Below are 13,579 nucleotides of genomic sequence, written 5' to 3'. Positions count from 1 at the left end.
CCCTCACGGCGTCACGACGGCGGGGGTGTCGAACAGGGGCGGCAGCATGGTCCACGCGCGGGCCGGTGAGAGCGGCTGCACCGTCTGCAGCACGGACTCGCGCGTGCGCTGCTCCATCACGCGGGCGCCGTAGACCTCGCCCTTCACGGGTGTGACCGCCACCGCGAACTGCCCCTGCGCGCGCAGCCTGACGTCCCTCGTCCGTCCCGGGGCGATGTCGACGTCGAACGGCTGCTCCGGTTCGCCATCGACCGGCACCACCTGCACGCGCACCCGGCCGGGCCGGCCGAGCGCCGTCAGCACGAGCCGCGAGCCCGCCCCGTTGCCGGCCACCGAGCTGCCCAGTTCCAGCGACGGGGTGCCGGCCGTGAAGGCGACGTCGCCTGACTGTCCCGTACTCGTGATGACCACGCCCGCCACGATCGGCGTCGGCGACGTGAGCACCAGCGCGGCCGGCGAGCCGCCCAGCCCCGTCGTGACGTCGACCGCGACGACGCTGCCCGCGGGCACGTCGAGCGTCTCGCGTCCGCGCATGGCGTACTCGGCGTCCTTGCTGACGGCCTTGACCTGCACCAGCGCATCCGTCTCGCCGGGCGCGGCCACCAGCAGCCGGCGTTGCCCGCCGCCGCCGGGGATGCCGGGGACGACCACGCGCGTCGCCGGGGGCGCGGACGCCGGGAGCCAGTCCACTCCTCCGGTCTCCATCGTGGTCCTGGCGGCCACCGCGACCCGTCCGTAGACGGTGGTGACGCTGACGGCCATGATGTCGGCGGCCGGGGCGAGTGTCCGCAGGTCGATCTCACGGTGCCTGCCCGGTGCGATGTCGAGGCCGACGCCCTTGTCGCCCGACACCTCGCCCTCCGCCGCGTACACGTGCACGTCGACGAGTGCCGGGGCCTTGTCGGCGTTGACGAGGTGCAGGCGGACCTCGGCGTTCGCCGGGCCCGGCCCCACCAGCCAGGTCGCCGCGCCGGGCTCGGTGCACCGGACCCCGGCCAGGCCGCGCGACCGGCCCTCCGCGGCGCGGATCACGTAGCCGGCCTCGAGGCCGCCTGGGCCCTTGGTGACGTACGGCTCGTCGTCCTCCAGGGCCTCGGTGTTCACGGTGCCGGGCAGGTAGACGTTGACCCGCTGGCCTCTCGCTCCCGGGCACACCGCGGTGACGGACTCGACGGCGACCTTCCTCGCCGCCTGCGAGGGCGGTGGGGGCGGGGTGGGCCGGGTGGCGAGTGCGAGGCCGTACAGCGCGGCCAGCACCGCGACCACCAGCACGAGCGGGGCGAACCTGTTGCGTACGAACGCTCTCATCACGCCCCCGCCGACGCGGCCTGCCCGACGCCCTCGGACGGACGCCGGCCCGGCGAGGCCAGGATCACGATCACGACGACCAGCACGCCCTGCGCCCACAGCCACGGTGTGTGCAGGATGCTCACCGGCTGCGCCGGCACACGGGTGACCTGCTCGGCCAGCCCCCACAGGCCGCCCGCTTCCGACAGGCTCAGCCGGTGCAGCGACGGCTGCGAGTCGAGGGTCCTCGCCAGCGTCGGCGAGACGGGCGGCGCGACGGAGACCATCGCGATGCCGTACCTGGCCAGCGTGGCCGCGTCGCCGCCGCGCCCGCCGACCAGGCCCTGCGCCGCCGCCACCACCTTCGCGCGGGCCTCGGACGCGGCGGGCAGCTCCGCCTCGCCGACCAGCGGGGTACGCCCGTGCAGGATCGTCAGCGCGGAACCCTTGATCACCAGCGTCCGCTCGCCGTTCGCGCTCCGGGACACCGCCAGCGCGGGCAGCACGTCGGGCGCGTCACCCGTGAGCGGGCCGCGTACGCCGGTGACCATCCAGTGTCCTGCGGCCAGCAGCGGCGTGCTGAACGCGACCGCCGCGACCGCCAGCGCGGCCAGCCTGCGCGTCCCGCCGGCGGCGCGGATCTCGGACAGGCGGTGCGCGGTCAGGCCCACGAGGACGACCAGCCCCGCGCCGGCGACCGCGAGCGGCACGCCAGGCCAGACCGGGGCGCCCTCGACGGTGAACCGGCTGACCAGGACGGCCGCCAGGATGCCGTAGAGCGCGACGCCCCAGCCGAAGGCCACGATCACGCGCTGGCGGCGCATGAGCAGCGCGGCCAGGGCCACCGCCATCAGGCCGGCCGTCACCCACAGCGGCGGCAGCCCGGGCCCTCCCGGGCTCAGCGCCAGCAGCGACTCGGCGGCGATGGACGGGTCGGCGAGTGCGGGGTCGTTCAGGCCCGCCTCCATGAGGAACCGGGCGGGGTCGGTGACCAGGGTCGCCAGCCACGGCATGAGGAGCACGAGCGGAACCCCGAGCGCGATCCCCATCGACGCGGCCACCCCACCCCGGACCTCCCCCTCACGGGCGTCCCGGCCGGCCACACCCGCGCCCGCCCGCCCGGCCGCACGCTCGCCCGCGCGCTCGCTCGACCGACCGGCTGCGCGCGTGGTCGCCCGACCGGCTGCTCGCTCGCTCGCGCGACCAGCCATGCGCCGCCCGCGCCGGCCCCTCTCAGCGTCGCTCCCCTCTGGGGCGAGCTCGGGGCCGGTGGGCACGGAGCTCGTGCTTTCGGGGCCGGCGCCGCGTCCGCGGCGGCCCCGACGGCCCCGGGCCGCCTCGCCCGCGTCCTGCGGGAAGTCCGCCTGGTCCGCGAGGACGGAACCGGCCGCGACCGGACCCGGCCCGTGCGGACCCGCGGGTTCGTGGCCCGACGGGACTGCGGCCCCGTGGCGCGCCCGCCCCTGACCGATGGCCGCGGCGACGCCGGCCCTCTCTTGTCCGATGGCCGCGGCGACGCCGCCGGCCCGCCGTTGGCCGAGCGCGGCGGCGACGCTCGCGCCCCGCCCCTGTCCGACAGCACCTGGGGCGGCCGCGCTGAAGAGGTTCTCCCCCGCGGCACCCTGACCATTGGAGGCGGAGCTCTGGGCGCTGGGATGGGAGGCCGCTGACCCGAAGAGATCGGCGGTTGCCTCCTGGGCCGCTGGTGCCTGGTCGTTGAAGAAGTCGGCGGGTTCCCCAGCGGTGTGCAGGTCGGGGGCAGCCGTCGCCTGGGCGGTGAACAGTGAGCGGGTGGTGAGAGAGCGGACGGTGAGCGCGCTCACCACACCGAGAACCGCGACGAGCGGGTAGACGAGCGGCACGAAGGCCGTGCCGACCGTGAGGAGCAACCCGAGGCCCCAGGCGGACCTGCGGGCCCGGCGCGGCTCCCCCGACAGCAGCATGGCGATGAGCCAGGCGTACACGGGGATCAGCACGAACACGACCGCCGTCCCCAGCCGTCCCGCGGAGATGGCGCCCGTCGCGACGGGCAGCAGCGCGTACGTGCCCGCCGCCCACGCCCGCGCCGACACGGCGGGGACGAGGTGCCGCGTGGCCAGGTACGCCGTGGCCCCCGCCAGCGGCACCGAGCCGAGCAGCAGCACCGACACCGCCACCCACGGCTTGCCGAACGCCAGCGTGGACAGCACGGCGAGCACCGCGACGTACGGCGGCGCGGGGGCGGTCGAACCGAGCCCGACGTCGTGGAACCCCTCGGTGTAGAAGGTCCACAGGTCGGTCGCGCCGCCCGCCACGGGGACGAGCGCGCCGCCGCCGAGCCGTTCCCCGCCGAGCAGCGACCGTTCGGCCACGAGCGCGACGAGGCTGAGCGCGAACATGAGGACGACGCCGGGACGGCCGACGAACCGTTTCACGGCCCCTGTGTCGGGCGGCGGGACGAGCTCGTTCTCGTCGTCCGTGGCCGCGTGCTGGTGACGTCCCTGCGCGTCGAGGGGTCCTTCCCCGGAGAGGAAGCCCTGCACCATGTCGGTGAACCGCCGGAACGTCGTCCAACGGGAGGTCATCAGGTGCTTGATGACGACATATCCGCGCTTGCGGCCTTGACGGCGGGCGCGGCGGGCCTGTCTCAGCCGTCCGGGATGCGCCAGGATCGACCCCATGGCCAGCACCTCGTCCAGCGCGTTCGCCGGTTGCTTGCTCACGACGAACAGCACCGTGCGCACGAGCGCGCTGACGACGTTGCGCAGCAGCGCCCAGAGCATCGCGCCGAGCGGCAGGTTGGCGAGGACCACGAAGATCGCGTTGCGGCGGTCGAGGCGGCGGGGGTGGTCGCCGCTCACCGCGACGGGCCGCCGCCTGCGCGCCGACGCCTCGGCGTGCCAGGCCACGGCGGAGGTCACGCTCAGCACCTTGTGACCGGCGTTGCGGACGCGCCAGCACAGGTCGAGGTCGTCGCGGAACAACGGCAGGTACGGGTCGAGCCCCCCGGCCTTCTCCCACACGTCGCGCCGGATGAGCATGCCGGCCGTGGACACCGACAGCACGTCGCGTGTCCCGCCGTACTGGCCCTGGTCGAACTCGCCCGGCTCCAGGCCGGTGTCCCGGCGGCCGGTGCGGCCCACGGTCACGCCCATCTCCAGCAGCCGGCGCCGGTCGATCCAGTCGCGCAGCTTGGGGCCGAGCACGGCGGCCTTGGGGTCGTCCTCGGCCGCGGCGAGCAGCGCCTCCAGCGCGCGCCTGTCGGGGGCGCAGTCGTCGTGGATCAGCCAGATCCACTCCTCGCGGCCTGCGGGCGGCAGGTCGGCGAGCGCCTCGGCGACGGCTTCACCGAAGCCGGTGGTGCGGGGCAGGGAGATCACGTTGCCGGCGCCCAGCGTCTGGGCCAGCAGCTCGGCCGAGCCGTCCTTGCTGCCGTTGTCGACGCCGGACACCCGGTCGGGCCTGCGGCTCTGGCTGAGCAGCGCGCGCAGCGTCTCCCCGAGCCAGCGCGCGCCGTCGTGGGCGACGACGACCGCGGTGACGAAGGGACGTGACATCGGTGGGCGACTCCGGAAGGGGGAAGATCAGGCGCGCCCACAATACAGGTGGAACCCTGTCAGGAGATGCGAAAAGGGTCACACGGCGACCCGTGCGACCCCCTCCCCCCTGTACCTATACGGCCTGACGCTTGATCCGTCTGCGCTCCCGCTCGGACAGCCCACCCCAGATGCCGAACCGCTCGTCGTGCTCAAGCGCGTATTCCAGGCACTCGGCACGTACTTCGCACGATCGGCAGACCTTCTTGGCCTCTCGGGTGGAGCCTCCTTTCTCCGGGAAGAACGCCTCCGGATCCGTCTGCGCGCACAGTGCGCGCTCCTGCCAGCCGAGTTCTTCAGCGTCAAGCTGTTCCTGTGCGATGACCGGATCGGTCACTGCACACCTCCCTGCCGCCCGCCCGCAATGGAGCCCCCCATGGACGCCTTCCTTAGTACCCACCCACTGGAAGGCGTAACAACATGGTTGTAATTACATGCGTGTGCTGCACGTGGCGTCAAGCGGCATGCAGGTATCCGGGGAAAGACCAGAGCTCGCCCCGGTGTGCTCGGCATGTGAGATTCTCGCCTGGCCGACACCTTGCGTGCATGGCGCCAACCTGGCTTGTTCCAACGCTGTCAGCGGTCGGAACCGTACCAGGGCGGGATACACGCCCGCCCGTGGCAAACCTTGTCTCTAGTCCTTCATTGCTGGTCCGTTACCTGCGTGGCTCGTTGGGGGTGTATATGGCGGTCGGGTCGATCGGGTCGTCCCCGGGACGGCGCTGCTCGCCGCCGAACGGGTCGATCCGCATCGTCGACTCGGCCTGACCGTCCGGCCAGCCCGCCGGGGAGGCCTGGTGGGTCGGCTGGTACTGACCCTGCTGGGGCTCGTACCCGCCGCCGGGCTGCGGGGGCTGCTGGGGGTGTCCGAACGGGTCGTCGTACGGCCTGCCCTGCTGGCCCGAGTAGTCCGGCGCGCGCAGCTCCGGCTGGGTGCCCGCGGAGTTCGCGTGCTGGTACGACTCGGCCTGCTGGTAGGCGTCCAGCAGCTGCTGCGAGCGCGGGTCCACCGGGAGGTCGGGCTCCTGGTAGCCGGACGACGCCCCGAACTCCTGGCCGGAGTACCCGGTGAACGGCTGGCCGGTCTGCTGGTCGAAGGCGTTCTGCCCGTACGGCTGCTGGCCGAAGGCGGGCTGCTCGGCCGGCGGGAACGGCGCGTTCTGGGCCGGCTCCGCGGGGGCGGAGAAGGCGTTGGGCAGGGTTTCCGCCGGCGGCTGGAACGGGGGCTGGTCCGCGGGGGCGTAGGGGTTCTGGCTCTGCTGGCCGTAGACGTTCGGCTGGCTGTCGGCCGGGACGTACGGCGCGGGGGTGTACTCGCCGGCGGGTGGGGTCGAGTACGCCGACCCAGGGGGCGTGGTCTCGGCGCCCGCGTAGCCGTGCTGGCCGAAGCCCTGGAAGTCCTGACTCTGCTGGCCCTGCTGACCGGCCTGGCTCGGCTGTTCCGGCTGGCGCTGGTCCGACGGGGCGGCGGGCAGCGCGGCCCTGATCGGCTGGTACGACCCCGCCTGCGGAACATGGGCGGCGGGGGCCTCGGGCTGCTGCGCACCGTAACCGGCCTGGTCGGGCTGCCCGCCGAAGCTCGGCGGCTGCTGCCCGTAACCGGGCTGGTGTCCGGACGGCGGCTGCTGACCGTAACCCTGACCGGAGGGCGGCTGCTGACCGTAGCCCTGGCCGGAGGGCGGTTGCTGGTCGTAGGCGGGCTGGTGTCCCGACGGCGGCTGCTGACCGTAGGCCGGCTGCTGACCGGACGGGGGCTGCTGGCCGTAGCCCTGACCGGAAGGGGGCTGCTGGTCGTAACCTGGCTGGTCGTAACCTGGCTGGCCGTACACGGGCTGCTGGCCGTAGGCGGGGTCCTGGCCCTGGGCGGGCTGCTGGCCGAAGAACTGGCCGGAAGGGGGCTGCTGGCCGTAACCGGGCTGCGCGGCGGACGGCGGCTGCTGTCCGTACGCCTGGGCCGGCGCGGGCTGCTGCCCGAAGTTCGGCTCCTGACCCTGGCCGAAGCCGGGCTCCTGACCCTGCTGCTGGCCGTAGCCCGGTTCCTGGTTCTGACCGAAGCCGGGCTCCTGCCCGAAACCGGACTCCTGGCCCTGGCCGAAACCGGGCTCCTGAGCCTGGCCGTACGAGGGCTCCTGACCGTACGAGGGTTCCTGGCCGGACGGGGGCTGCTGGCCGTACGCCGGCTGCTGGCCGTAGGAGCCGGGGGGCTGCTCCTGCTGGCCGAATGCGGGCTGGGACGGGGGCTGCTGGCCGTACGCGGCGGGCTGGTCCTGGGGACCGTAGCCGGGGTGCTGATCCTGGGGACCGCCGTAGCCGGGGTGCTGCGGGCCTGGCTGCGGCTGGTCGGGCTGGCCGAAGGAGCCCGGCTGCCGGCCGAACTGGCCGTGGACCTGCGCGGCCGGACGCTCGGCCGTGACCTGAGGAAGCAGGTACACCAGGGCGATGGCGGTGAGCGCGAGCGTGGGGGCGCCGAGGAAGAAGTGCTCGACGGTGGACCGCGCCCCGGCTCCGGACGCCATGCCGGCGAGCAGCGCGATCAGACCGAAGACGGTGGCGAGCGCCAGCCCGGCGGCGGCGCCGTACGCGAAGAGCTTGGCCTTGGGCGACGGCGGGCCGACCTTGGTGACCAGGAGCACCGCGCCCAGCAGCAGCGCCGGCACGATCGGGCTCGTCAGGTTGGGGAAGAACGCCATCGAGCGCTCCGCGAACGACGAACCGAAGGCCGACGGGCTGATCAGGATGTGGCCGATCGCCAGGATCACGTTCATCAATCCGGTGACGAGCGCGATCCAGGCGGCCGGCTCCCTGAGCCGGGTGACGTCAATTTTGCTCACGAGTAACCCCCATCGGACCCTTTGGCCCGAAGGGAGTTTGCCACAACACTGACTCTCCCGGCGGAAGTCCCAGAAACCTCTTACGCACCAAAGCCCTATATATCGGCATATCTAGGGGAAACCTGATCCGGGATCCGGGCATCCGCAACCCGGTGGAAGACTGGGCCGCATGCACATCGTGTCCCTCGCCGGAGGCATCGGCGGCGCCCGTTTCCTTCGCGGCCTGCGCGCCACCGCCCCTGACGCCTCCATCACCGTCATCGGCAACACCGGTGACGACATCACCCTCTTCGGCCTGCGCGTCTGCCCCGACCTCGACACCGTGATGTACACGCTGGGGGGCGGCATCAACGAGGAGCAGGGCTGGGGCCGCACCGACGAGACCCACGTCGTCAAGGAGGAGCTGGCCGCGTACGGCGTCGAGCCGCAGTGGTTCGGGCTCGGCGACCGCGACCTCGCCACCCACGTCGTACGCTCCCAGATGCTCGAGGCCGGCTTCCCGCTCTCGCAGATCACGCGGGCGCTGTGCACCCGCTGGCAGCCCGGCGTCGAGCTGCTGCCGATGACCGACGACCGCTGCGAGACCCACGTCGTCATCGAGGACGAGCAGGGCAGGCGCGCGGTCCACTTCCAGGAGTGGTGGATCCGGCTGCGCGCCTCGGTGCCCGCCCAGGAGTTCGCGCTCGTGGGGCTCGACACCGCCAAGCCGGCCCCCGGCGTGCTGGAGGCCATCGAGCGGGCCGACGTGGTGATCCTGCCGCCGTCCAACCCGGTGGTGAGCATCGGCACGATCCTCCAGATCCCCGGCATCCGCGACGCCCTGCTGCCCAAGACCGTGGTCGGCGTCTCGCCGATCATCGGCGGCGCTCCGGTGCGCGGCATGGCCGACGCCTGCCTGACCGCCATCGGCGTCGAGACCACCGCGCAGGCCGTCCTGGAGCTGTACGGCTCCGAACTGGTCGACGGCTGGCTGGTCGCCGACGAGGACTCCGGCGTGGCGCTCGACGGCGTGCGGGTGCTGGCCCGTCCGATCCTCATGCACGACGCCGACGCCGCGGCCGACATCGCCCGCTCCGCCCTCGACCTCGCCCTGGAGCTCGCCGGATGACCGCAGCAGACCGTACAACCCCAGCAGGAGCCGATGCGATGAGCGCGACAGCAAGCACCGCCCCCGCCCGTTTCGAGGTGATCGCGATCACCGGCATCGGCGAGGTACGGCCCGGCGACGACGTCGCGGCGCTGCTGCGCCACGCCGACCTGCGTGACGGCGACATCGTCGTGGTCACGTCCAAGATCGTCAGTAAGGCGGAGGGACGGGTGCGGCACGCGCCCGACCGCGCCGCCGCGATCGCGGAGGAGACCGAGCGCGTCGTCGCCCGGCGCGGCGAGACCGTCATCACCCAGACGCGGCACGGCTTCGTCATGGCCGCCGCGGGGGTCGACGCCTCCAACACCGAGCCCGGCACCGTGCTGCTCCTGCCGGAGGACCCTGACGCCTCGGCCCGCCGCATCCGGGCGGGGCTGGGCGCGCGCGTGGGCGTGGTCGTCTCCGACACGTTCGGGCGGCCCTGGCGCAACGGCCTCACCGACGTCGCGATCGGCGCCGCCGGCGTGCGCCCGCTCGACGACTTCCGCGGCTCGTCCGACTCCTACGGCAACCAGCTGAACGCCACGGTGACGGCACTGGTCGACGAGATCGCGAGCGCGGCCGAGCTGGTCAAGGGCAAGCTCGCGGGCGTTCCTGCCGCGATCGTGCGCGGTCTCGCCCACCTGGTGACCGACGACGACGGCCCCGGCGTGCGGCCCCTCGTACGGCCGGCCGACGAGGACATGTTCCGCCACGGGTCGCGCGACGTCGTCTTCGCCCGCCGGACGATCAGGGAGTTCTCCGACCGGCCCGTCGATCCCGAGGCGGTGCGCCGGGCGGTCGCGGCGGGCATCGCGGCCCCGGCGCCGCACCACACGACGCCGTGGCGGTTCGTGCTGCTGGAGTCGGCCGACACCCGGACGAAACTGCTCGACGCGATGCGCGAGGCGTGGATCGCCGACCTGCGCGGCGACGGGTTCTCCGAGGAGTCGATCGCCAAGCGGGTCAGGCGCGGCGACGTGCTGCGCAACGCGCCTTACCTGGTGGTGCCGTGCCTGGTGATGGACGGTTCGCACACCTACCGCGACGACCGGCGCAACGCCTCGGAGCGGGAGATGTTCGTGGTGGCGACGGGCGCCGGGGTGCAGAACTTCCTCGTCCAGCTCGCCGTCGAGGGGCTCGGCTCGGCGTGGGTGTCGTCCACGATGTTCTGCCGTCCGGTCGTCCGCGAGGTGCTCGACCTGCCCGAGACCTGGGACCCGATGGGCTGCGTGGCCGTGGGGCACGCGGCGGCGCCGCCGCGCGACCGTGCGCCGCGCGATGCTGCCGACTTCGTCACAACTCGCTGACCCTCGGTCAGACGGTCATTTACCGTTAATAAAGTTTCCTTTACATTCAGGGTAACCCCCCATGTGAAGGAGCCGCTTCAATGAGAAGGACTCTGACGTTGGCCGCCGTGGCGGTGCTCGGGATCGCCACCACGGTGTTCAACACGACACCGGCCTTCGCACACGGCTACGTCAACTCGCCGCCGAGCCGCCAGGCCAACTGCGCGGCGGGCAGGGTGCCCGACTGCGGCAACATCGTCTACGAGCCCCAGAGCGTCGAGGGGCCGAAGGGCCTGCGTAACTGCCACGCCAACCTCTCGCAGTTCGCCCAGCTCAGCGACGAGAGCAAGCCGTGGCCCGTCACGTCGGTGGGCAGCACGGTGACCTTCACCTGGAGGTTCACCGCCCGGCACGCCACGCTCAACTACGAGTACTACATCGGCAACACGCGCGTGGCCGTCTTCAACGGCAACGGCCAGCAGCCGCCGGAGACCGTCTCGCACACCGTCAACCTGTCCGGCTACTCGGGACGGCAGAGGGTGCTCGCGATCTGGAACATCTCCGACACCGTCAACGCCTTCTACTCCTGCATCGACCTGCAGATCGGCGGCGGTGGCAACCCCAACCCCACGCCCACCCCCACGCCGACGCCCACCCCGACGCCCACGCCGACCCCGACGCCCACGCCCACGACTCCCTCGGGCACGTGGCGGGCCGGCACGGCGTACGCCACCGGCAGCACCGTGACCTACAACGGCGTCACCTACCGGTGCATCCAGGCGCACACCGCCCTCACCGGCTGGGAGCCGCCGAACGTCCCCGCGCTGTGGCAGCGCGTCTGACCCGGAAGCGAGGAGGGGGCGACCACCTCGGGCGCCCCCTCCCCCGCGTCACTGCCCGGCCAGCGGCAGGACCCGCCTGACGCTCCGGCAGACGCCGTCGCTGGCCGCAGCGGCGCTCAGCCGCTCGTCGCTCGGGACGCCGTACTCGGTGGTGCGCTGGCGGACCGGCCGGCCGGCGACCTCGACCATCGCGCGCAGCTCGCTGATGGTCTTGTACGAGCCGTTCTCCGACCCGGCCATCCGGCTGATCGTCTCCTCCATGAGGGTGCCGCCGAGGTCGTTCACGCCGCCCTGGAGCACCTGGCGGCACAGGTCGTCGCGGAGCTTGACCCACGAGCACTGGATGTTCGCGATCGCGCCGTGCAGCAGGATCCTCGACAGGGCGTGCACGGCGCGGTTCTCCTGCGGCGTCGGCCCCGGCCGCGCCACCCCGGCCAGGTAGATGGGCGCGCTGGTGTGCACGAACGGCAACAGCACGAACTCGGAGAAGCCCCCCGTCTGCTCCTGCAGCCGCCTGATGAGCTTGATGTGCCGCACCCAGTGCAGGTGGTTGTCCACGTGGCCGTACATCATGGTGGACGTCGTCGGGATGCCGACCTCGTGAGCCGTGGTGATGACCTCGATCCACTCCTTGGCGGGCAGCTTGCCCTTGGTCAGCACCCAGCGGACGTCGTCGTCGAGGATCTCGGCCGCCGTGCCAGGCAGCGAGTCGAGGCCGGCCTCCTTGGCGGCCTCCAGCCAGTCGCGGATCGACAGGTTCGTCCGCGACGCGCCGTTGATGACCTCCATCGGGGAGAACGCATGCACGTGCATCCCCGGCGTCCGCTCCTTCACCGCCCGCGCGATGTCGAAGTACGCGGTTCCGGGCAGGTCGGGGTGGATGCCGCCCTGCATGCACACCTCGGTCGCGCCCGCCTCCCACGCCTCCGCGGCCCGGTCGGCGACCTGGTCGAGGCTCAGCGTGTACGCGTCGGCGTCCGTCCTGCGCTGGGCGAACGCGCAGAAGCGGCAGCCGGTGTAGCAGACGTTCGTGAAGTTGATGTTCCGGTTGACGACGTAGGTCACGTCGTCGCCCACCGCCTCCTTGCGCAGCGCGTCGGCGATGGCGGCCAACTCGTCCAGCGCCTCGCCCTCGGCTCCGAGCAGGGCCACGGCCTCGGCGTCGGTCAGCCCCGCCGGGTCGGCCTCGGCCCGGCGCAGCGCCTGCCGCACGTCGCTCGGCGTGGCGGCGGCCACCGAGCCGAGCCGCTCGCGCAGCGCGTCCCAGTCGCCGTACACGTTGTCGAAGTCGTCGCGGCGGTCGTTCGTGCGGCCCGTGGTGTCGACCTCGACGTGCAGGTCCACCCGTCCTGACGCGGCGAAACCGCCGTCGGGCTCCTGCCAGGGACGGCCTTCGAGCACGGCGTCCTCCCTGGCGAGCCCGGTGTCGGGGTCGGCCAGCGCGCCGACGTGGGCGAGCAGGCGCGGGTCGAGCCAGGGCTCGCCGGCCAGCACGTACTCCGGATAGATCGTCAGCCGCTCCCGCAGCTGGAACCCGGACTCGGCGGTGTGCGCCGCGAGGTCGTCGATCTGCGGCCAGGGCCGCTCAGGGTTCACGTGGTCGGGGGTCAGCGGCGAGACCCCGCCCCAGTCGTCGATGCCGGCCCTGATCATGAGCGCGTACTCGGAGTCCACCAGGTTCGGCGGGGCCTGGATGCGCATCCGGGGGCCGAGCACCAGGCGGGCGACCGCGAGGGTGGCCGCCAGCTCCTGCAGGTCGGCGTCCGGCAGGCCGCGCATGGCGGTGTCGGGCTTGGCGCGGAAGTTCTGGACGATGACCTCCTGGACACCGCCGTACTCGCGGGCCACCTTGCGGATCGCGAAGATCGACTCGGCGCGGTCCTGCACGGTCTCGCCGATCCCGATGAGGATGCCCGTGGTGAACGGCACGTTCGTGCGGCCCGCGTCCTCCAGCACCCGCAGCCGCACGGCCGGGTCCTTGTCCGGCGAGCCGTAGTGAGGCTGCCCCTTCTCCTCGAACAACCGCCGCGACGTCGTCTCCAGCATCATCCCCATGGACGGCGCCACCGGCTTGAGCCGCTGGAAGTCCCGCCAGCCCAGCACCCCCGGGTTGAGGTGCGGCAGCAACCCGGTCTCCTCCAGGACCCTGATCGCCATGGCCCGCACGTACGACAGCGTGTCGTCGTAGCCGTGCGCGTCGAGCCACTCCCTGGCCTGGTGCCACCGGTCCTCCGGCCGGTCGCCCAGCGTGAACAGCGCCTCCTTGCACCCCATGGCCGCGCCCTGCCTGGCGATCTCCAGCACCTCGTCCGGGCTGAGGAACGGCGCCGGCAGCTTGTGCGGGGCGGTGGCAAACGTGCAATAACCACAACGGTCCCGGCAGAGCCGGGTCAACGGGATGAAAACCTTCCTGCTGTAGGTGATGATCCCTGCCCGCCCGGCCGCCTGCAGCCCGGCGTCACGCACGCGCGAGGCGTGGTCGAGGAGCGTGTCGAGGTGCTCGTCGCGCGCCCCGAGCAGCACGGTGGCCTCGGTGACGTCGAGGGACTTGCCGTCCCTGGCACGGGCAAGGGCGCGACGAAGCGCGGAGTCAGAACTCATAAAGGCACAGTACGACGGGCTGAGTTCG

The 13,579-nt window shown here is 72.8% G+C and carries 8 protein-coding genes; 3 read left to right on the top strand and 5 right to left on the bottom strand.

What is annotated here, in order from left to right:
- Positions 1-3: 3 nt before the first annotated feature.
- The 4 genes from BLR04_RS13475 to BLR04_RS42320 form a co-directional block, all read right to left on the bottom strand.
- The gene (locus tag BLR04_RS13475) at positions 4-1,308 is read right to left on the bottom strand and encodes a DUF5719 family protein (protein WP_090763562.1); all 1,305 of its coding nucleotides are present in this window, start codon (positions 1,306-1,308) and stop codon (positions 4-6) included.
- The gene (locus BLR04_RS41730) at positions 1,308-4,823 is read right to left on the bottom strand and encodes a glycosyltransferase family 2 protein (protein ID WP_245740229.1); all 3,516 of its coding nucleotides are present in this window, start codon (positions 4,821-4,823) and stop codon (positions 1,308-1,310) included. The genes BLR04_RS13475 and BLR04_RS41730 overlap by 1 nt, the downstream gene beginning before the upstream one ends.
- 115 nt (positions 4,824-4,938) lie before the next feature.
- Positions 4,939-5,199, bottom strand: a complete 261-nt coding sequence (locus tag BLR04_RS13460; RefSeq protein WP_176903063.1) for a WhiB family transcriptional regulator — start codon at positions 5,197-5,199, stop codon at positions 4,939-4,941.
- A 319-nt stretch (positions 5,200-5,518) separates the two neighbouring features.
- The gene (locus tag BLR04_RS42320; RefSeq protein ID WP_281191424.1) at positions 5,519-7,693 is read right to left on the bottom strand and encodes a hypothetical protein; all 2,175 of its coding nucleotides are present in this window, start codon (positions 7,691-7,693) and stop codon (positions 5,519-5,521) included.
- Positions 7,694-7,862: 169 nt separating this feature from the next.
- Here BLR04_RS42320 and cofD point away from each other — a divergent pair, with 169 nt between their 5' ends.
- From cofD to BLR04_RS13440, 3 genes are all read left to right on the top strand, one after another.
- The gene (cofD, locus tag BLR04_RS13450; RefSeq protein WP_090763559.1) at positions 7,863-8,801 is read left to right on the top strand and encodes a 2-phospho-L-lactate transferase; all 939 of its coding nucleotides are present in this window, start codon (positions 7,863-7,865) and stop codon (positions 8,799-8,801) included.
- 38 nt (positions 8,802-8,839) lie between these two features.
- On the top strand, positions 8,840-10,129 hold the full coding sequence (locus BLR04_RS13445) for a coenzyme F420-0:L-glutamate ligase (protein WP_090763556.1): 1,290 nt from the start codon (positions 8,840-8,842) through the stop codon (positions 10,127-10,129).
- Between the two features lie 80 nt (positions 10,130-10,209).
- On the top strand, positions 10,210-10,950 hold the full coding sequence (locus tag BLR04_RS13440; protein ID WP_090763553.1) for a lytic polysaccharide monooxygenase: 741 nt from the start codon (positions 10,210-10,212) through the stop codon (positions 10,948-10,950).
- A gap of 48 nt (positions 10,951-10,998) precedes the next feature.
- On the opposite strand, the gene BLR04_RS13435 is transcribed toward BLR04_RS13440, so the two are convergent.
- Entirely contained in the window at positions 10,999-13,551 is a 2,553-nt protein-coding gene (locus BLR04_RS13435) for a bifunctional FO biosynthesis protein CofGH (RefSeq protein ID WP_090763550.1), read from the bottom strand.
- Positions 13,552-13,579 lie beyond the last annotated feature (28 nt).

The sequence above is a fragment of the Nonomuraea maritima genome, from assembly GCF_900100395.1.
Lineage (GTDB): Bacteria > Actinomycetota > Actinomycetes > Streptosporangiales > Streptosporangiaceae > Nonomuraea > Nonomuraea maritima.
Note: the sequence above shows the minus strand (reverse complement) of the source record. Positions and strands in the feature narration are given on the sequence as shown.